The organism is Telluria sp. GW821-FHT07G12 (assembly GCF_059418525.1).
The window spans coordinates 413,808-434,225 of sequence record NZ_JBWKQA010000002.1 but is presented as its reverse complement, the minus strand read 5'-3'; the positions used below and the strand labels follow the sequence as shown (position 1 = coordinate 434,225).

The 20,418-nt window shown below is 65.7% G+C and carries 18 protein-coding genes; 4 read left to right on the top strand and 14 right to left on the bottom strand.

Features of this window, described 5'->3' with window-relative positions; genetic code table 11:
* Positions 1-256: 256 nt before the first annotated feature.
* Both guaA and guaB read right to left on the bottom strand, forming a co-directional pair.
* Entirely contained in the window at positions 257-1,867 is a 1,611-nt protein-coding gene (gene guaA, locus AC07PE_RS10170; protein WP_498763803.1) for a glutamine-hydrolyzing GMP synthase, read from the bottom strand.
* 58 nt (positions 1,868-1,925) lie between these two features.
* Entirely contained in the window at positions 1,926-3,386 is a 1,461-nt protein-coding gene (guaB, locus tag AC07PE_RS10165; protein WP_498763801.1) for an IMP dehydrogenase, read from the bottom strand.
* Between the two features lie 129 nt (positions 3,387-3,515).
* Between guaB and AC07PE_RS10160 the strand changes: the two genes are divergently transcribed.
* Positions 3,516-4,007 (top strand): DUF4124 domain-containing protein, encoded by a 492-nt coding sequence (locus tag AC07PE_RS10160; RefSeq protein ID WP_498763799.1) that lies wholly within the window; start codon positions 3,516-3,518, stop codon positions 4,005-4,007.
* 75 nt (positions 4,008-4,082) lie between these two features.
* Here the strand turns inward: AC07PE_RS10160 and AC07PE_RS10155 are convergent, their stop codons facing one another.
* Both AC07PE_RS10155 and AC07PE_RS10150 read right to left on the bottom strand, forming a co-directional pair.
* Positions 4,083-4,367, bottom strand: a complete 285-nt coding sequence (locus tag AC07PE_RS10155) for an RnfH family protein (protein ID WP_498763797.1) — start codon at positions 4,365-4,367, stop codon at positions 4,083-4,085.
* Position 4,368: 1 nt separating this feature from the next.
* Entirely contained in the window at positions 4,369-4,803 is a 435-nt protein-coding gene (locus AC07PE_RS10150; protein ID WP_498763795.1) for a type II toxin-antitoxin system RatA family toxin, read from the bottom strand.
* A gap of 67 nt (positions 4,804-4,870) precedes the next feature.
* Between AC07PE_RS10150 and smpB the strand changes: the two genes are divergently transcribed.
* Together smpB and AC07PE_RS10140 are read left to right on the top strand one after the other, a co-directional pair.
* Positions 4,871-5,320, top strand: a complete 450-nt coding sequence (gene smpB / locus AC07PE_RS10145) for an SsrA-binding protein SmpB (RefSeq protein WP_379770113.1) — start codon at positions 4,871-4,873, stop codon at positions 5,318-5,320.
* Between the two features lie 116 nt (positions 5,321-5,436).
* Positions 5,437-9,570 carry a CheR family methyltransferase gene (locus AC07PE_RS10140; RefSeq protein WP_498763792.1) on the top strand — a complete coding sequence of 1,378 codons (4,134 nt, stop codon included), beginning with the start codon at positions 5,437-5,439 and terminating at the stop codon, positions 9,568-9,570.
* Positions 9,571-9,586: 16 nt separating this feature from the next.
* Here AC07PE_RS10140 and AC07PE_RS10135 read toward each other — a convergent pair whose 3' ends face one another.
* From AC07PE_RS10135 to AC07PE_RS10115, 5 genes are all read right to left on the bottom strand, one after another.
* A complete protein-coding gene (locus AC07PE_RS10135) occupies positions 9,587-10,549 on the bottom strand; it encodes an amidohydrolase family protein (RefSeq protein WP_498763790.1) in 963 nt (320 codons plus the stop codon).
* Between the two features lie 56 nt (positions 10,550-10,605).
* Positions 10,606-11,802 (bottom strand): multidrug effflux MFS transporter, encoded by a 1,197-nt coding sequence (locus AC07PE_RS10130; RefSeq protein WP_498763788.1) that lies wholly within the window; start codon positions 11,800-11,802, stop codon positions 10,606-10,608.
* 44 nt (positions 11,803-11,846) lie between these two features.
* Entirely contained in the window at positions 11,847-12,530 is a 684-nt protein-coding gene (lepB, locus tag AC07PE_RS10125) for a signal peptidase I (protein WP_498763785.1), read from the bottom strand.
* Between the two features lie 151 nt (positions 12,531-12,681).
* Entirely contained in the window at positions 12,682-12,861 is a 180-nt protein-coding gene (locus AC07PE_RS10120; RefSeq protein ID WP_498763783.1) for a hypothetical protein, read from the bottom strand.
* The gene (locus AC07PE_RS10115) at positions 12,858-14,051 is read right to left on the bottom strand and encodes a PepSY-associated TM helix domain-containing protein (protein WP_498763781.1); all 1,194 of its coding nucleotides are present in this window, start codon (positions 14,049-14,051) and stop codon (positions 12,858-12,860) included. Before AC07PE_RS10115 ends, AC07PE_RS10120 begins: the two co-directional genes overlap by 4 nt.
* Before the next feature lie 93 nt (positions 14,052-14,144).
* Between AC07PE_RS10115 and AC07PE_RS10110 the strand changes: the two genes are divergently transcribed.
* Positions 14,145-16,328, top strand: a complete 2,184-nt coding sequence (locus tag AC07PE_RS10110) for a TonB-dependent receptor (protein WP_498763779.1) — start codon at positions 14,145-14,147, stop codon at positions 16,326-16,328.
* Between the two features lie 9 nt (positions 16,329-16,337).
* Here AC07PE_RS10110 and AC07PE_RS10105 read toward each other — a convergent pair whose 3' ends face one another.
* The 5 genes from AC07PE_RS10105 to AC07PE_RS10085 form a co-directional block, all read right to left on the bottom strand.
* Positions 16,338-17,498, bottom strand: coding sequence for a porin (locus tag AC07PE_RS10105; protein ID WP_498763777.1), 1,161 nt, complete (start codon positions 17,496-17,498; stop codon positions 16,338-16,340).
* Positions 17,499-17,696: 198 nt separating this feature from the next.
* On the bottom strand, positions 17,697-18,098 hold the full coding sequence (locus tag AC07PE_RS10100; RefSeq protein ID WP_498763775.1) for a hypothetical protein: 402 nt from the start codon (positions 18,096-18,098) through the stop codon (positions 17,697-17,699).
* 27 nt (positions 18,099-18,125) lie between these two features.
* Positions 18,126-18,935, bottom strand: a complete 810-nt coding sequence (locus tag AC07PE_RS10095; RefSeq protein ID WP_498763773.1) for an SDR family oxidoreductase — start codon at positions 18,933-18,935, stop codon at positions 18,126-18,128.
* An 8-nt stretch (positions 18,936-18,943) separates the two neighbouring features.
* Complete coding sequence (locus AC07PE_RS10090) at positions 18,944-19,864, bottom strand: SPFH domain-containing protein (protein WP_498763771.1); 921 nt, start codon at positions 19,862-19,864, stop codon at positions 18,944-18,946.
* Positions 19,865-19,910: 46 nt separating this feature from the next.
* Positions 19,911-20,333, bottom strand: a complete 423-nt coding sequence (locus AC07PE_RS10085; protein ID WP_498763769.1) for an NfeD family protein — start codon at positions 20,331-20,333, stop codon at positions 19,911-19,913.
* Positions 20,334-20,418: the final 85 nt, after the last annotated feature.

The window sequence follows — 20,418 nt, the reverse complement described above, 5'->3', positions numbered from 1 at the left end:
ACACGCTGTACGCCGCCAACGCCCTGGACACCGGCCGAGGCCTGGCTGCCCTCACCTGCCCAGGCCGGGCGGGCATCTAACATACCGATGCTAACGTATCCTGCAAGCTTCCACGACGACGGGCCAACGTCGGACGGATCGAGTACCAATTTTGAACGGACTCAAGAAGGCGATCGGCGTATCGTTTGGGCTCGAAAAAATGCTCGCCGAAGCGAGCATCCTCATGCCATCAAAGCAGAGTTTCCAAAAAGAAATCTCACTCCCACTCGATCGTCGCCGGCGGCTTACCCGAAATATCGTACACCACGCGATTCAGACCACGAACCTCATTGATGATCCGGTTCGACACCCGACCCAGCAAATCATGCGGCAGATGCGCCCACTGCGCCGTCATGAAGTCCAAGGTCTGCACCGCACGCAGCGCCACCACGTATTCATACGTACGCCCATCACCCATCACGCCTACCGATTTCACCGGCAGGAACACGGCAAACGCCTGCGAAGTCGCCTCGTACCAGTTGATCGGCGCCTTGCCGGCATCGATGCCCGGCACCATCGGCGAAGCGAACGGCGTATTGCGCAGCTCTTCGATGAAGATCGCATCCGCTTCACGCAGCAGATCCGCATACTCGCGCTTCACTTCGCCCAGGATACGCACGCCCAGGCCCGGACCCGGGAATGGGTGACGATAGACCATATCGTGCGGCAGGCCCAGCGCCACGCCCAGCTTGCGAACCTCGTCCTTGAACAGTTCGCGCAGCGGCTCCAGCAGCTTGAGGTTCAGCGTCTCCGGCAAGCCGCCCACGTTGTGGTGGCTCTTGATGGTCTGGCCCTTCTTGCCCTTCCCTGCGGACTCGATCACGTCCGGATAGATGGTGCCCTGCGCCAGCCACTTGGCGTTGGTCAGTTTTCCGGCCTCGACCTGGAACACTTCGACGAACTCGCGGCCGATGATCTTGCGCTTCTGCTCGGGATCGGTCACGCCGGCCAGGTGGCCCATGAACTGGTCCGAGGCATCGATGCGCAGCACCTTGACGCCCAGGTTTTTCGAAAACATGTCCATCACCATCTTGCCCTCGTCCTTACGCAGCAGGCCGTGGTCGACGAAGACGCAGGTCAGCTGGTCGCCGATGGCGCGGTGGATCAGGGCTGCGGCCACGCTGGAGTCGACGCCGCCGGACAGGCCGAGGATGACTTCATCGCTGCCGACCTGGGCGCGGATCTTCTCGACGGCTTCGCCGATATAGTCCGGCATGTTCCAGTCGCTCTTGCAGCCGCAAATCTCGTGCACGAAGCGGCCGATGATGGCTTCGCCCTGGCTGGTGTGGGTGACTTCCGGGTGGAACTGCAGCGCGTAGAAGCGGCGCTCTTCGTCGGCCATGGCAGCGACCGGGCAGCTGTCGGTGGAGCCCATCAGCTTGAAACCTTCCGGCATTTCCAGGACCTTGTCGCCGTGACTCATCCAGACCTTCAGCATGCCGTGGCCTTCGTCGGTGACGAAGTCGTTGATGCCGTTCAGGAGCTTGGTATGGCCGCGGGCGCGCACTTCGGCGTAGCCGAATTCGCGGACCTTGCCGTTTTCGACCTTGCCGCCCAGCTGGGCCGCCATGGTCTGCATGCCGTAGCAGATGCCCAGCACCGGCACGCCGAGTTCGAACACGGCTTGCGGCGCGCGCGGCGAGTCGCCTTCGAGGGTCGAGTTGTGGCTGCCCGACAGGATCACGCCGGAGGCACCATAGTTGCGGACGAAGTCATCTCCGATATCGTAGGGAAAAACCTCCGAAAACACACCGGCGTCGCGGACGCGGCGGGCGATCAGCTGGGTAACCTGGGAACCGAAGTCGAGAATGAGGATTTTGGAGTGCATAGGGTCTTCTTATGGCGAATACAAAAACGCGGCCCGGAAGCCGCGTCTTGGGGATCTTTTACTCGGAGCGGTAGTTCGGCGCTTCTTTCGTGATCTGCACGTCGTGCACGTGCGATTCACGCATGCCGGCCGAGGTGATCTCGACGAATTCGGCTTTCGAGCGCAGTTCTTCGATGGTGCCGCAACCGCAATAGCCCATCGACTGGCGCACGCCGCCGACCAGCTGGTAGATGATGGCCAGCACGCTGCCCTTGTAGGCGACGCGGCCTTCGATGCCTTCCGGGACGAACTTGTCGGCCTTGCTCGAGGCTTCCTGGAAGTAGCGGTCGGCCGAGCCTTCGGCCATCGCGCCCAGCGAGCCCATGCCGCGGTAGCCCTTGTAGCTGCGGCCCTGGTATAGGATGACTTCGCCCGGCGCTTCTTCGGTACCGGCGAACATCGAGCCCATCATGACGGTGTGGGCGCCGGCTGCCAGCGCTTTCGAGATGTCGCCCGAGTAGCGGATGCCGCCGTCGGCGATGCAGGGCACGCCCGTGCCTTCCAGCGCTTCGGCCACGTTCGAGATCGCGGTGATCTGCGGCACGCCGACGCCGGCGACGATACGGGTGGTGCAGATCGAGCCCGGGCCGATGCCGACCTTGACCGCATCGGCGCCGGCTTCGACCAGCGCACGCGCAGCCGCCGCGGTGGCGATGTTGCCGCCGATGACGTCGACCTGCGGATAGGTGTCCTTGATCCACTTCACGCGGTCCAGGATGCCCTGCGAGTGGCCATGGGCGGTGTCGACCACCAGCACGTCCACGCCGGCCTTCACCAGCAGTTCAACGCGTTCCTTGTCCTTGTCCCCCACGCCCACTGCCGCGCCCACGATCAGCTTGCCCTGCGCGTCCTTCGATGCGTTCGGGTGCTCGTGCGACTTCAGGATGTCCTTCACGGTGATCAGGCCGCGCAGCTCGAAGGCGCTGTTCACCACCAGCACGCGCTCGAGGCGGTGCTTGTTCATCAGGCGCTTGGCCTCGTCGGTATCGGCTGCTTCATTGACGTACACCAGCTTTTCGCGCGGGGTCATCTTGGTGCGCACTTCCGCTTCCAGGTCTTCCTCGAAGCGCAGGTCGCGGTTGGTGATGATGCCGACCACCTGCGAACCTTCCACCACCGGGAAGCCGCTGAAGCCGTGCTGGTGCTGGAGCGCGATCACGTCGCGGATCTTCATCGTCGGCGGCACCGTGATCGGGTCGCGCAGCACACCGGCTTCGAAACGCTTGACGCGCGCCACTTCGCGAGCCTGGTCGGCGGGACGCAGGTTCTTGTGGATGATGCCGATGCCACCCTCCTGTGCCATCGCGATCGCGAGACGGGCTTCGGTCACGGTGTCCATCGCGGCGGACAGCAGCGGAATGTTCAGCGAGATATTCCGGGTCAGCTTGGTGCGCAGGGACGTGTTGGCCGGGAGGATGTTGGAGTAGGCCGGGACGAGCAGCACGTCATCGAACGTGAGTGCTTTCTGAAGAAGACGCATAGTTTTATTTCCTATAGGCGCAAAAGCGAATTATACAGAAACTCGAATAAAACTTCTTCAGCCTCTCCAAAAATTGACAGGGACAGGGAATCGTGGCGAAATCGGGCAGTGATAACGCAAGGAAATACCATGAACGCTCGATGGCTGCGCCCGCTGTGCGCCGGCGCCCTGGCCCTGACTTCCCTCCTCGCCCATGCCCAGTACAGCTGGATCGACGAGAAAGGCTCGCGCGTCTTTTCGGATCGTCCGCCGCCGCCGGGCACGCCGGCCGCGAAGATCCTGAAAGCGCCGCGCGGACTGGCGCCACTCGACGCACCGGCACCGGCACCGGCACCGGCACCGGCCAGCCAGGCCCAGGCGGCAGCACCGGACTGGCAGAAACGCGAAGCCGACTACCGCGAACGGTCCGCCAAGCGGGAAAAGGATGAGCGCGAAGCCGACGCGAAGAGCCGGCAGGAACGCGCCGCCCAGTGCACCTGGGCGCGCGGCGCGCAAAAGCAGCTGGAGACGGTGCGCAAGCTGGAGTGGACCAACAAGAAAGGCGAGCAGGAGATCATGTCCGACGAGGATCGCGGACGTGAACAGCAGCGGGCGCAGCGGCTTTTAGCCAACTGCAGATGATGTAGGGTGGGCACCCCGTGCCCACGTGTGCTGTCTGTAGACCGCTAGCTCCGGCGTGGGCACGGTGTGCCCACCCTACGCGGCTTTCTTCGCCGCCCGCTTGCGCCGCGAATCCTTGGGATCGGCCACCAGCGGGCGATAGATCTCGACGCGGTCGCGTTCGCGCAGCACGGTGTCGAGCGTCTTCTTCTTGCCGTAGATGCCGACCGGCTGGGTCACCAGGTTGATGTCCGGGAAGCGCGCCAGCACGCCGCTGCCTTCGATGGCCTGGCCGATGGTGGTGCCGGGCGCCACGCGCATCGGCCGGATGAATTCGTCCTGCGGCGTGGCGTACGCCACGTATACCTGCAGCTCGTCCATGTCAGACGCCATAGACCTGCTCGGCACGCTTGCAGAAGGAATCGACCATGGTGTTGGCGATCATGCCGAACACCGGCCCGACGATCTGCTCCAGGAGGACGCTGGAGAACTCGTACTGCATGTCGAAGTCGATCTTGCAGGCGTCGGCGCGCAGGGACTTGAAGGACCAGACCGCTTCCAGCATCTTGAAGGGACCGTCCACCAGATGCATCTTCATCTGGGTCGGGCGCTGGTTGTGGTTGGCGGTGGTAAAGCTCTGCTTCACGCCATGGAAGTTGATCTGCAGGGAAGCCGTCAGGTTTTCGTCGGTCCGCTCGATGATCTTCACGCCGCTGCACCAGGGGAGAAACTTGGGATAATCCTCGACCTTCGCAACGAGGTCGAACATTTGCTCGGCGCTATAGCCCAAGAAAACTGATTTGTGCACTACTGCCATTTGTCAGCCGTTTGTTATGATGTTGGATTAACAGTAGTTTAACCGACACGCGCATTTTAGCTATTTCATGAGTATTATTGATAATAAGAAAGCCTTTTTCGACTACTTCATCGAGGACCGCTACGAGGCCGGCCTGGTCCTGCAGGGCTGGGAGATCAAGGCGATCCGCGAAGGCCGTGTCCAGATCAAGGAAGCCTACGTGGTCGTCCGCAACGGCGAGCTCTACCTGTTCGGCGCCCACATCAGCGCCCTCACCGCCACGTCCGCCTGGAGCCATCCGGAAGCCCTGCGTACCCGCAAGCTGCTGCTGCACAAGGCCGAAATCGAAAAACTGGTCGGCAAGGTCGAGCGTTCCGGCTACACGCTAGTGCCGCTGAACCTGCACTTCAAGGGCGGCCGCGTGAAATGCGAAGTCGGCCTGGCCAAGGGCAAGAAGCAGCACGACAAGCGCGACACCGAGCGCGACCGCGACGCCAAGCGCGAAGTCGAGAAAGCGATGAAGACCAACCGCCGCTGAGTCCAGCTCTTCGGTATCCTGCATGACGTCCGCTGCGATATAAAGTTTTCATCGTTTTTGGGCGAGTCGCCGCGTAAATGCACTACACTGGGCCTTCAATCAGCTAGAAGCCTTCCATGTACGATACCGACAGTTCGCCAAGCATTCCCTCCAACCCCGACGTCGTGCCGAGCACGCTCAAGTTTCCAGTGGTGGGAATCGGTGCGTCAGCGGGGGGCGTGCCGGCGCTGCTGCGCTTCTTCGAACACATGCCGCAGAACACAGGCATGGCCTTCGTGGTGATTCTCCACCTGTCGCCGACGCACGAGAGCTCGGCTGACCAGATCCTGCAGCGCGCTACCCGCATGCCGGTTACCCAGGTGGTGCAGACGGTCGACATCGAAGCCGACCACGTGTACGTGATTCCGCCCAACCGGCACCTGACGATGGTCGACGGCACGCTCGGCCTGATGCCGCTGGAGCGTCCGCGCGGCGCCCACATCGCCATCGACCTGTTCTTCCGTACCCTGGCCGAGGTGCACCGCGAGCGCGCGGTGGCGATCGTGATGTCGGGCACCGGCTCGGACGGCGCGGTCGGGCTCACGCGCATCAAGGAACAGGGCGGCGTCACGATCGTACAATTGCCGGCCGACGCGGAACACGACGGCATGCCGCAGGCGGCCATCGGCACCGGGATCGTCGACTTCGTCCTGCCGGTGGCCGACATGCCGCAGAAGCTGATCGAACTGTGGCAAAACGCGCGCATCATCGAGCTGCCCCCGTCCGGGGACGGCGACGGCCCGATTGCCCTGCTGCCGCAGCAGAACACGGTCGAGCTGGCGGAGGAAGCGCTGCAGCGTGTGGTCTTTCTCTTGCTGAACCGCACCGGCCACGACTTCAAACAGTACAAGCGCGCCACCGTGCTGCGCCGTATCGAGCGGCGCATGCAGGTGCGTTCCGTGCACACCTTGCCGGACTACTGCAGCCTGCTCGAAAGCGACCCGCGCGAATGCCACGCGCTGCTCGACGACATGCTGATCGGCGTGACCAACTTCTTCCGCGATCGCGAAGCCTTCGAGGCTATCGAACGCGAGATCATTCCTGAACTCTTCAAGGACAAGTCAGCAACCGACGAGGTCAGGGTCTGGGTCGCCGCCTGCTCCACCGGCGAGGAAGCGTATTCGCTGGCGATGCTGCTGGACGATCACGCGTCGGAGATGGCGCACCCGCCGCCTTACCAGGTCTTCGCTTCCGACATCGACAACGACGCCATCGCCCAGGCCCGCAGCGGCGCCTATCCGGCCTCGATCATCACCGACATCGCCCCCAGCCGGCTGCGGCGCCACTTCACCAAGGACGACGACCGCTACTGCATCCGCAAGCCGATCCGCGACCGCATCCTGTTCGCCTCGCACAACGTGCTGCGCGACCCGCCCTTCTCGCGGCTCGACATGGTTTCCTGCCGCAATCTGCTGATCTACCTGAACCGTGAAGTCCAGGCGCGCGTGCTGGAGATGTTCCATTTCGCGCTGAAGCCGGGCGGCTACCTGTTCCTGGGCGGCTCTGAATCGGCGGAGGCCGTGGCCGATTTCTTCGTCCCGATCGACAAGAAGAACCGCATTTACCGCGCCCGCCCGACCGCCCGCGCGATGAGTTCCAGCACCCAGCTTTCGGGCCATATCGCCCGCTTGCCGGAATCCATGCAGCGGCCGCCGGCGCGCCGCCAATTCTCGTATGCCGAAGTCCACCAGCGCGCGCTGGCCCAGGCCGCGCCGCCTTCGGTGGTGCTGGACCGCGAAGGGAACGTGGTCCACACCTCCAAGCGCGCCGGCCAGTTCCTGTCGCTGGGCGACGGCGAGCCCTCGCGCAACGTGCTGTCCCTGATCCTGCCGGAACTGCGGCTGGAGCTGCGCAGCGCGCTGTACCAGGTCCAGCAGGGCAACGAGGCGGTCGAGTGCCGCCACATCCTGGTCGAGGTCCAGGGACGCAGTGCGATCGTCGGCATGAAGGTCTCGCCCTTCAGCGACGAAGGCAGTGCGGAAAGCTTCACCCTGGTCGTGTTCGAGGAAATACCGCCCGATACCGCGCCGGTGCCGGCCGGCGCCCCGCGCGACGACCTGGTCCTGACCCAGCTCGAGACCGAGCTGCAGCGCACCAAGGAGCAGCTGCAGGAGACCATCGAGCATTCCGAGATCTCGACCGAGGAGCTGCGCGCCTCGAACGAGGAGCTGCAGGCGATCAACGAAGAGCTGCGCTCGGCAACGGAAGAACTCGAGACCAGCAAGGAAGAGCTGCAGTCGGTGAACGAAGAACTCATCACCGTCAACTACGAGCTCAAGGTGAAGGTCGAGGAAACCGGCAAGGCCAACGACGACCTGAACAACCTGATCGCCTCGACCGACATCGCCACCGTGTTCGTCGACAGCGGATTGCGCATCAAGCGCTTCACGCCGCGCGCGACCGACATCTTCAGCGTGATCGCCTCCGACCTCGGCCGCTCGCTGCTGGACCTGACCCACCGGCTCGACTACGACGAGCTGGCCGACGACGTCAGCGCCACCTTCGAGACCCTGCGCCCGGTCGAACGCGAGGTGCGCAGCACCGACGGCCGCTGGTACATCGTGCGCCTGCTGCCCTACCGCACCACGGAGGACAGGATCGAGGGCGCGATCATGACCTTCTTCGACATCACCGCGCGCCGCCAGGCGGAGGAAAAGGCCCGCGCCAGCGAGGCGCGCATGCGCATGGTGGCCGAGAGCACCCACGACTACGCCATCATCACGATGGATGCCGACGGCCGCGTCACCAGCTGGAACAAGGGCGCCGAGCGCATGTTCGGCTACGACGAGGACGACATGCTGGGCCGCTCGCTCGACACCCTGTTCACGCCCGAAGACCGGATGCGCGGCGCGCGCGAGGAAGAGATGCGCCGCGCCCGCGAGGAAGGCCGCTCCGAGGACGAGCGCTGGCACCTGCGCAAGGACGGCAGCCGCTTCTACGCCAGCGGCGTCACCAACCCGCTCGGACCCGCCGCCCAGTACGGCTTTGCCAAGATCGCGCGCGACGAAACCGAGCGCCTGCGCCAGATCAGCGAGCGCGACGAGGCGCTCAACCTCGAGCACCGCGAGCGCACCGGCGCCGAGCATGCGGCGGCGATGAAGGACCAGTTCCTCGCCATCATGTCGCACGAACTGCGCCAGCCGCTCAACATGATCGGCATTAACGCCGACCTGTTGTCGCGCATTCCGGAAGTGAGGGCGTCCAGCCTTGCAGCACGCTGCGCCGAAACGATCCGCTCCTCGGTGCTGAGCCAGGCCAAGATCATCGAAGACTTGCTCGACCTGTCGCGCGTGCGCACCGGGAAGCTGGCGCTGTCGGTGGCGCCGGTGCATGCCGACAAACTGGTCGGCGCCATCATCGACGTCGCCCGCGCCGACCCATCCAGCCGCGGCCTGCTGATCGAAGCCTGGGGCCTGGACAAGCCGCTGGTCGTGATGGCGGACGCCGTGCGCTTCGAGCAGATCGTCATGAACCTGCTCAGCAACGCCATCAAGTTCACGCCCCAGGGTGGCAGCATCCAGATCAGGCTGGCGGCCGTGGACGGCGCCATGCGCCTCGACGTGATCGACAGCGGACAAGGCATCGCGCCAGGCAGCCTGGCCAAGGTGTTCGACATGTTCGGCCAGCCGAATTCCGTCACCACGCGCGCCAAGGGTGGCCTCGGGATCGGCCTGGCGCTGGTGCGCGAACTGGTCAACCTGCACGGCGGGCGCATCGAAGCGCATTCCGAAGGCATCGGCAAGGGCGCCTGCTTCTCGGTCTGGCTGCCGCTCATCGAACAGGCTGGCCACGACCTTGGCGGCGGCGCGGGCGAGACCCCGGCCGACATCGCCGGCCTGCGCGTGCTGCTGGTGGACGACGTCGAGGACGCGGTGCTGGTCATGCAGTCGCTGCTGGAAATGTATGGCGCCGACGTGAAGGTCGCCACCAGCGCCCGCGAGGCGCTCGGCATCCTCGGCCAGGAAGACATCGACCTGCTGATCTCGGACATCTCGATGCCGGACATGGACGGCTACGGCCTGTTGCGCGAGGTCCGCAAGATGCCGCGTTACGCCACCCTGCCGGCGGTGGCGGTCACCGGGCTCGGACGCGAGCAGGACATCGCGGCGGCGCGGCAGGCGGGCTTCTCCGCCCACCTCGGCAAGCCGCTGTCGGTCGACCGCCTGCTGGCCATCATTCCCGGCCTGAAGCAGCGCTCCGCGGCGAGCTAGGTCTTACGCTTTCGCTTCAGCGGAAGTAAGGCGGCACGTTGGCGGCGATCTGCGCGAATTCGGCCTCCGTGAGCGGCAGCTTGCGGAAGGCGTCCCAGGATTCGCGCGGGCGCAGGTTGCCGCCCTGCGCCGAATCCGTCCCGTACAGCACCTTGCCCGGCCCCACCTGGCGGATCATGTCCGCCACCTGCTTCGCCAGTTCCGGCTTGATGTCGCGGTCGACGATCGAGGCAACGTCGAACCACAGATTGCGGGTGCGCGGGTCGTGCTGGGCCATGGCCGCCGCGAACACCGCCATCGCCTCGCGCGCCGGCGGATCCTCGTAGCCCGGACCGGTGCCGGCGAAGTGCGCCACCTGCACCGTCACATCGGGGGCGGCCGGCAGCAGCTTCTCGATGAAGATCCTGGCCTCGCGGGCGCCGTAGGGCCGGCCCTTGCTGATGCTGGCGCGCATGTGGACGACGATCGCCAGCTTCGCCACATTGGCGGCGGCGAAGACCTCGCGCAGGCGCGCGACGTGGGCCGGATCCTCGAGCTGGATGTCCGAATTCCCGAAATGGAGCTTGATGCCGCGCGCCAGGCCAGGCGTGGCTGCGCAGCGCTTGAGTTCCCCGACCGCGTAGTCCTTCAGCGGGTTGAAGCTGCAGAAGGCGACCAGGCGGTCCGGGTAGCGCGCGGCCTGGGCGGCAGTCCAGTCGTTCTCGCGCCTGACCGCGCCCAGTTCATCCTCGACCTGGCGCCCCGGCTTGCCAACCATGTAAGCGAGCGAGAGCAGCGTGGCCTTGCGGATGCCGGCAGTGTCGAGCAGCGCGACGACGTCCTTCGCGTCCAGCGGCTGCAGGCTGGTTTTCGGACCGGCCAGTTTGATGTCCTCGTCGCTGAAGACATGCTGGTGGTAGTCGCCGACCGGGGTCTGCGCATGGGCCGCGCCGGCGAACAGGGAGGCAGCCAGGACGAGGCTGCGGGCAAGCGTGGACATGTCGGTCTCCGGAATAGCGATCGTTCCAGTCTACCGGCAGCGCCCTCGCCTGCAAATCACTTTTGGATATGCACGTCCCGCGCAAACAGCCCGGCCAGGCGCACCGCCGCATAGCTGGCGGCGAGGCCGACCGCCACGCCGCAGGCCAGCCTGAAGGCGCTGCCGAACAGGATGGGCGCCACCAGGCCCGACACCAGCGCGAAGGACATCATCTGGATAAAGGCCAGCATCGAGGCCGCCAGGCCGCGGTTTTCCGGGAACAGGCCCAGCGCCGCAACCTGGATCGCCGGCATCGCCACCGCGAGGCCGAAGGTGTAGACCATCAGCGGCAGCACAGCCCAGGGCACGGTCACGGCGTCGTGCGCCCAGGCGGTGTAGCCGACGTTCAGCACGCAGGCCAGGGCCATCAGGCCGAAACCGATTGCACGCATCGTCGCCGGCTTGTGGGTAGCAGCGCGCTTGCCGCCCCAGGCAGAGCCGATCACCATGCCGCTGATCAGGGGGATGAACATCCAGGCGAAGGCGGTCTCCGGCAGGTGCAGGATCTCCATCACGAAGTTGGCCGCCGAACCGATGTACAGCGACAGGCCGCCGAAGGCCAGGCCCACCGACAGCGAGAGCAGCAGGAACTGCGGATGGCCCAGCACCTTCAGGTAGTTGCGGGCGATGGCGATGCCATGGAAGGCGTGGCGCTTCTCGCGCGGCAGGCTCTCGGGCAGCAGGCGCCAGCAGACCAGCAGCATCAGCGCGCCGAACATGGCCAGGAACCAGAAGGTGGCGCGCCAGCCGAAGTTCACGTGCAGCCAGCCGCCCAGCACCGGCGCGATGGCCGGCGCCAGGCCGAACACCATCATGATGTGGGACATCATCTTCTGCGCCTGGGCGCCGCTGAAGCGGTCCTGCACGATGGCCTGGCCGATCACGGAGCCGGCGCCCGCCGCCAGGCCCTGCAGCGCGCGGAAGGCCAGCAGCCAGCCGAAGCTGGGCGCCAGCGCGGCGCCGATCGAACCGAAGGTGTAGATGACGAGCGCTACCAGGATCACGGGGCGGCGGCCGAAGGAATCGGAGAGGGTCCCGTGGAACAGCATCATGAACGCGAACGTGAACAGGAACACGCTCAGGGTCTGCTGCACGGCGACCGGGCCAACCTCGAAGGCGCGCCCGATCGCGGGAATGGAAGGGAGATAGGTATCGATCGCCAGCGCACCCACCATACCCAGGCAGGCCAGGATCACCGTCAACAGTCTTTGCATCTACTTCGCCTTCCATGTCTCGAAAGGCGAGATTGTACGGCGTTTCAGTTGGGTCGATACAGAGACATCCCGAAACGCTCGGTGCGCGGCATCCAGTTGCCCTGGTAGTCGGCGGACACCAGCACGCGCTCGGCGCGGCCGATCAGCAGCTTGCGCGGCACCAGGCCGATCACGCGCGAGTCGGCGCTGTTGTCGCGGTTATCGCCCAGCATCAGATATTCGCCGCTCGGCACCCGCAACGGGCCGAAGGTGCGCGGCGCCACCACGTCCGGCAGCACCTGGATGTGGCGGCGCTGGCCCTTGCCGCCTTCGATCGATTCGGACAGCTGCAGCGCGCGCAGGGTCGAGCCCTGGATCGAGTCCAGCGACTCCGCCACGACGTCGTAGTCGGCGCCCTTGCCGTTGATGTAGAGGCGCTCGTTGCGCATCTCGACGGTGTCGCCGGGCAGCGCCACCAGGCGCTTGATCAGCAGCGTGCCGTCCTTGGGCGAGCGGAAGGTGACGATGTCGCCGCGCGCCGGTTCGCCCATGTGGGCCAGCACCATGTCGGTCAGCGGCACCTTGAGGTCGAAGGCCATGCGGTTCACCAGCACGACGTCGCCTTCCAGCAGGTTCGGGTGCATCGAGGCCGAGGGAATCGGGTTCCAGTCCGCCACCGCGGTGCGGAACACGCCGAACAGGAGCAGGAAGGCCAGAAAGCCTTTGTTGTTGCGGACGAAGTTCTTCACGGGGGCTCCTCGGTTGGTTGTTACCCCGGTTTATACGCTGTATTGATGTGCTGATGCTTAATAGAAAATTAAACCAAAGATATGCATGTCGCGCGGGGACGTGGGCACGGGGTGCCCACCCTACCGCAGGGCGGGCACCCCGTGCCCGCGTTCACTGCCGACGGATCACCGGCTTGAACATGTGCCAGGCGCCGACCAGCACCGGAATCCCCAGCCCGATCACCGACACCACATCCCACCAGCCATCGCCCAGCAGCCCGGCCACCAGGCCGATCGCAGTCAGCACGCCGAGCAGGATCGGCATGCCCCACAGGCGACGAATGGCCGTCATCGCGGCTCCCCTTCACGGACCAGCGCAGGCTGCGGCGCCGGCTCGGCGGCGACGGCTGTCCTGGTTTTCGCAGCAGCCCGCCCGCGCTTCAACCACAGGTACAAGCCGCTGCCCAGCACCACGATGGTCGCCAGGTCGAGCAGCGCCCACAGGAACTTCATGCCCGCCCCGCCGTAGTCGCCGAAGTGCAGCGGCTGCGACAGCAGCAGTGTGCTCAGATACCAGGGCAGCGTGCGCTGGTCGGTCACCTGGCCCGTGCCCGCATCGACCAGCACCGGCTTGTACAGTTTCGCGGTCAGCGCCTGGTCGCCGTGCATGTAGATGCCGTAATGGTGGGAGCTCGCGAAAGGCGTGCCCGGGAAGGCGACGAAGCCGACCCGCATGCCCGGCTGCAGCGCCTGCGCGCGCGCCACGCTTTGCTCCATCGAGGCCAGCTCGTTCAACGGCGGCTGGCCTCGCATTTCTCCTTCCTTCGGCTTGACCATGGCCGCGATCTCGGTCGCCTGCCAGTACTGCAGCAGCACGTCGGCCAGGGTGTTGACGACGCCGGTGGCGCCCACCACCAGGGTCCAGACCAGGGTCACGATGCCGAGCAGGTTGTGCAGGTCCAGCCATTTCAGGCGCGCGGTGCGGCCATGGCGGACGGCGCCGAATTCGAGCTTGCGCATGAAGGGCGCGTACAGCACCACGCCGGAGACGACCGCCACCAGCAGCAGCAGGCCCATGCAGCCCAGGAACAGCTTGCCCGCCACGCCGGCGAACAGGTCGACGTGCAGGTGGAACAGGAAGGCCATCACCTTGCCGCCTTCGATCGGCGGCTCGGCCACGTACTGCGCGGTGCGCGCGTCGATGGCGATCGAGACGAAGTGCGGGTCGGTCGGATTCGCGCCCATGGTCAGGAACCACAGGGCCGGCTGGTCGGCTTCCTGCGACATGTACATCATGACTTTGTCCGGATAGCGCGCCTTGCCGGCGGCGATCACGCGGTCCAGGCTGGCGCGCGGCGGGGTCGCTCCCGCCTGCGCGGCCGGCAGCGCCGGCGGCTCGACCTCGTTGCCCAGCAGCTGCCCGATCTCGTGGTTAAAGATGAGCGGCAGGCCGGTCAGGCAGAGCAGCAGCATGAAGACGGTGCAGACCAGGCTGCTCCATTTATGGATCCAGGACCAGCGGCGGAGGGAGACGGGGGACATGGGGCTAGATAATAATAGTTCTCATTTACGGAATCAAGCACGCTGGGTATAATGCGAATCATTCTCATCAAAGCTCAAGAAGAAAAACACACCATGCACTGCAAACTGACTCCGCTCGCCACCGCCGCCCTGCTCTTCGCCGTCTCCTGCGCCCAGGCCCAGGAAGCGCAAACCGTCCAGGCTTCCCAGCCGGGCATCGCCACCGTGGTCGTGAGCGCCTCGGCCGATGCGTCGGCCCAGGGCCTGTCGTCGAGCTATGCGGGCGGCCAGGTCGCGCGCGGCGGCCGTCTCGGCCTGCTGGGCAACGCCGACATCATGGACGCGCCGTTCAACGCCACCAACTACACCCAGGCCCTGATCCAGGACCAGCAGGCGCGCAGCGTGGCCGACGTGGTCCAGAACGACCCGTCGGTGCGCGTGGCGCGCGGCTTCGGCAACTTCCAGGAGCTGTACGTGATCCGCGGCTTCGCCGTGAATTCCGACGACATGGCCTACAACGGCCTGTATGGCCTGCTGCCGCGCCAGTTCGTGGCTTCCGAGCTGCTCGAGCGCGTCGAGATCCTCCGCGGCGCCAATAGCTTCATCAACGGTGCGGCCCCGGGCGGCGGCGGCATCGGCGGTTCGGTCAACCTGGTGCCGAAGCGCGCGCCCAACCACCCGCTCAACCAGGTGACCCTGGGCACGGAGTCGGGCGGTCAAATAGTCGGTTCCTTCGATGTCGCGCGCCGCTTCGGCGAACAGGATCGCGCCGGCATCCGCGTGAATGCCGTGCACCGCGACGGCGACACCGCCGTCGACCGCGAGAAGCGCGAGCTGAACGTACTGTCCGTGGGCCTGGACTATCGCGGCCGCAACTACCGCCTGTCGGCCGACGTCGGCTTCCAGGAGCACATGCTGGATAACGCCCGCCCCAGCGTGACGGTCGGCGCCGGCCTGCGCGTGCCGAGCGCACCGGACGCGAGCCACAACTTCGCCCAGCCCTGGACCCGCTCGCTCGAACGCGATACCTTCGGCACCCTGCGCGGTGAAGTCGACCTGGCCCCGAATACGGTCGCCTGGGCCGCCTTCGGCGCCCGTAACGGCAGCGAGTTCAATGCGCTGACCACGACCACCACCACGGACAACGCCGGCGGCCTGAACATGGGCCGCTTCGACAACCAGCGCAAGGACCGGAACCAGACCGGTGAAGTCGGCGTGCGCGGCGAACTGGTCACCGGCCCGGTCAAGCACACCATCAGCGCGACCGCCTCGGCCTTCGAACTGAAGTCCTTCAATGCCTACGGCCTGAGCGACTTCGCCGGCTGGTCGACCAATTTGTACCGCCCCGTCGACGTGGCCGCGCCCTCGCCCACCTTCTTCACCGGCGGTTCGATGGCGCACCCGCTGCTGACCCACAAGTCCATCCTCGGCAGCTACGCCGTGGCCGACTCGATGTCCATGCTGGACGACACACTGCTGCTGACGGTCGGCATCCGCCGCCAGCGCATCAAGGACTACAGCTACGACTACAGCAGCGGCGTGCAGAACGCGGGCTACGACGAAAGCGCCAACACCCCGCTGGCCGGCATTGTCTATAAGCCGATGAAGAACCTGTCGCTGTACGCGAACTATGCCGAGGCCCTGCAGCAGGGCCCAACCGCCTCCGCCTTCGGCGTGGTGCTGGCCAACCAGAGCCAGGTGTTCGCGCCCTATACCTCGCGCCAGAAGGAAGTCGGCGTCAAGTACGACAGCGGCAAGCTGGGCATGACCGCCGCCCTGTTCACGGTGTCGCAGCCACTGGGCTATGTGCAGAACAACGTGTTCGGCATCTTCGGCGAGCAGCGCAACCGCGGCCTCGAACTGTCGGTATTCGGCATGCCGGCCAAGGGCCTGCGCGTGCTGGGCGGCCTGACTCTGCTGGACGCCGAGCAGCGCCGCACCGCCGGCGCCCTCAACCAGGGCAAGGACGCGATCGGCGTGCCGAAGACCCAGCTGAACCTGGGCGGCGAGTGGGACATTGCCGCGGTGCCGGGGCTGTCGCTGAACGCGCGCGCCGTCTACACGGCGAAGCAGTACGCGGACGCCGCCAACACCCAGCAGCTGCCGTCCTGGACCCGCTTCGACCTGGGCGCGAACTACCTCACCCGCGTGATGGACCGCGACGTGACCTTGCGCGCGCGCGTCGACAACGCCTTCGACCGCAACTACTGGGCCTCGGCGGGCGGCTATCCGGGCGCCGGCTACCTGGTGCTGGGCGCGCCGCGGACCTTCACGGTCTCGGCCACGGTCGACTTCTGAGGGTCATGTTCAGAAGTTGATGACCCCGCCGACGGAGACGCCGTTCATGTGGCTGGACCCGCCGGTGAAACCTTTGGAGCGCGTGCGGCCCAGCTCGCCGACCAGGGTCACGTACTTGTTCAAGCCATAGTAGGCGCCGAGCGTGTAGTTGGCGTTCTCCTTCAGCCCGCCGGTGCCGGGGCCGTTGTCGCTGTTCCTGCTGCGTCCATAGTTGAGGCCGACCTTGAGCCTCTCGTCGGCCTTATACATCGCCTGCAGGAACCAGTGGGTCGACTTGACGTTGGCCTGGTCGGCATCCGACAGCAGACCCAGGCCTTTGCCGCGCTGGAAGTTGACCAGGAAAGCGAACTGCTCGTAGTCCATGGTCGCGCCGACTTCGACGGCATTCATGCGGAAATTGCTGAAAGCGGCCGGATCGACGGTTTCGAAGTGCTGGGTCTTGTAGCCCAGCCAGCCCTTGGCCGGGCCGAAGGCGCCGGTCAGCTGCAGCTGCACCTGGGGCGTCGACTTGGCCGAATAACGCGAGGCCGCGACGATGGGCGTGTCGGAAATCGGGCTCATCAGGCCGACATCGAGGCCGATCCCGTAAGGCAGCATGGATGGCGCCGAGTAGACGATTTGACCGTAATGGTTCGGGTAAGCGTAGCCGGCGCCGATGTGACCTAGCGAGACACGGCCGCGCTGGGTGGCCTGCACCGGAGCGCCGATGCCCTGGATCGTCATGTCGGTGGTGATCGCACGGAAGCCGAACAGGCCGTAGTCGCGCCCCAGCTTGACGGTGCCGAAGTCCGGCCGGCCGAAGCTGAAGAAGGCCTGGCGCACGTCGACTTCGCTGTTCTGGGCGATCGCACTGTCGGTGGCGGTGGCGACGTAGATGCCGATCAGCGCCTTGACGTCCCAGCCGCCCTGGCTGGTGGTGGCGGTGGTCACCAGAGAGCTCGGCAGCAGGCCGTTGCCGATGGTCGTGCGGCGGTCCTCGCCGCCGCAGCCGAGGGTGCGCCCGGCCAGCGCCACCCCGCTGTCGAAACCGCCCTTGCACCTGACCAGCGTGTAATAGGCATTGACGTTGCCGCCGACGTTGACGGTCCAGTCGCCGGCCTTGATGTCGACTGCCAGGGCGGGAGGTACGGTGGCAGCGGCAAGCAGGCCCAGCATGAGCGTTCTTTTCATCGCTTTCTCCTCGTTATGATTGGGGATCGACACAAGGCCGACGCATCCCTAACAAGGCAATAAGCGTACCCAGCGCGCATCAAGGGCAGAGGCAGCCGGGAATCCGGAAAAGCGCGCAGAAACTGAGCAGTATTTGTGCTGCTTGTGCCTGAGTTTGCTGCTCTGTTTCAGAACAGATGAGTTGAGGCGGCGGCCTGTCTAGCTGCCGGCGTAGCGGATTGCGAGGTAGATGCCGATACCCACGCAATACGCCAGCGGCATCAGGATCAGCAGGCCGGCAAAAGCGCCCAGCGCGGGTCCGCGTCCGGCCGCGTCCCGGCTGCGCAGCAGATAATATGGGGCCGCAGCCAGCGGGAGCACGACCATCGCCATCCCCAGCAGGCGCGAACGGGCGAGTCCGCGCGCATCGCTATCGCTACGCAACCACAGGAAGCAGATGTAGCCGACGATCAGGCCCACCATCGGATACAGGGCCGGATGCGAAGCGCGGGTGGCGAAGTCGCCCTCACCCAGGCCGACGCCGATCATCAGCATCAATATGCAGGTGACCAGCCGGGTGGGCGTCATCGGGAAGTAAGCGGTGGCGGGGGTTGTGTTCATCCTGGCTCCTTGTCCCGGCCACAGCGATCAGTGCGGCCGGACGTCGTCCTTGAGGGCGGCCAAAGCCATTTTCTCGACCAGGCCGGGAGCGATCAGTTTAAGCAACCTGCCGAGCTTGCCCTTGCCCGTCATCACGACTTCGCGCTTGCGCTTCTCCATGCCGTCGACGATCAGGCGCGCGCATTCATGCACCGTCATCGCGCCCTCCTCGCGCAGCCCGCTCGTACCCATCTCCTGGCCCAGCGCATTGAAGCCGCGGTAGCGGATCCGGGTATCGACCACGCCCGGGTAGGCGATCGTCACCGAGACGCCGGCGCCTTTCAGTTCCGCGCGCAGCGCCTCGAAGAAGCCGGTCATGGCGAATTTGCTGGCGCTGTAGGCGGTCCGCCCCGGCACGCCGATCAGCCCGGCCAGCGAGGAGACGGCGACGATCCGTCCGCGCGTCACCTTCAGCTGCGGCAAGGCGGCCTGCGTGCACCACACGCTGCCCCACAGGTTGATGCGCATGAGTTCCTCATACCAGCCCAGGTCCGGGACCTCGTCGAACAGCGCATGCGCCGAGCGGCCGGCATTGTTGATCAGGACGTCGATGCGGCCGAAACGCGCCACCGTGGCATCGATCAGATGGCGGCACTGGGCCTGATCGCCGACGTCGGTCGGCACGGCCAGGGCCTGTGCGCCGAGGGCCGTGCACTGGCCGGCCACCTGCTCCAGCTTGTCCCGGTCGCGGGCGGCCAGCACCAGCGCGAGGCCGGCGCCGTCCCTGGCTGCCAGCTGGCGCGCGATCTCGGCGCCGATGCCGTCCGAGCCGCCGGTGACGACGACAACCCGCGTCACCGCAGCCTTCAACGTTCGGCCTTGACGATCTGCAGCGCGCTGGCGATCAGCCCACTCATATTGCCGAGGTCCGCCGGAACGATGATGGAATTATTGGTCTTGGCCAGCTTGCCGAAGGCGTCGACGTATTCCTCGGCCACGCGCAGGTTGACGGCGTCCATGCCGCCCGGGCTGCGGATCGCGTCGCCGACCTGGCGCAGCGCGGTGGCACTGGCGTCGGCCAGCGCGACGATGGCGGTCGCCTCGCCCTGCGCGCGGTTGATGGCGGCCTGCTTCTCGCCTTCGGAACGGGCAATGGCCGCCTCGCGCTCGCCGCTGGCGATGTTAATCGCTTCCTGGCGCCGGCCTTCGGAGGCGGCAATCAAGGCGCGCTTCTCGCGCTCGGCGGTGATCTGGCGCTGCATCGCATGCAGAATCTCGGCCGGCGGGGTCAGGTCCTTGATCTCGTAGCGCAGCACCTTCACGCCCCAGTTGGCGGCCGATTCGTCGATCGCGTTGACGATGGTGGTGTTGATGTGGTCGCGCTCCTCGAAGGTCTTGTCCAGCTCCATCTTGCCGATCACCGAGCGCAGCGTGGTCTGGGCCAGCTGGGTGATTGCCGTGATGAAGTTCGACGAGCCGTAGGACGCGCGCATCGCGTCGGTCACCTGGAAGTACAGGATGCCGTCCACCTGCAGCTGGGTGTTGTCGCGGGTGATGCAGACCTGGGGCGGCACGTCGAGCGGGATCTCCTTCAGGCTGTGCTTGTAGGCGATGCGGTCGATGAAGGGCACGACGATGTTCAGCCCCGGTGCCAGCGTGGCGTGGTACTTGCCGAGCCGCTCGACCACCCAGGCATGCTGCTGGGGCACCACATTGATGGTCTTGAACACGAAGACCAGCGCGACGATGAAGATGACCAGTGCAACCGTGCCGAATGATAATTCCATGAGCATCCCTTATATATCTGGTTATGTTTGTAGCAAAACTGATGAATCAGGAGTTGGCGACGACGAGGCGGCTGCCCTGCACCTCGACGATGCGGAAGTCGCCGGCCAGCGGCGTGGCGTCCTGGCCCAGCTCGACGTCCCACAGCGCGCCGCGGTACATCACGCGGGCACGGCCGTTGTCCCAGGCCGGCACGCTCACGCGCTGGCCGATGTCGAGGTTCACGTTACGGTCGCGGGTCGCATCGCTGCGCGCCGGCCGGCCGAAGCGCGAGCGGTGCAGCAGGGCCGTCGCCAGCACGCCGATCACGGCCGCGGCGATCGTCTGCATGGGTCCGCTTGTTCCGGCCAGGGCCGCAAGACCGCCGACCGCCAGTCCGATGGCGATCATCAACAGGTAGAACGTCCCGGTGAACAGCTCCAGGATCACGAGCACGCCGGCTGCAACGAGCCAGCCCATCCATTCGGCCATGATCTCCTCCTTGTGTTTTCGGTATGACAACAAGCGCAGTCTACCTCGTCTAGACAAGGTGTCAACGACCAAAAATCCGACATGC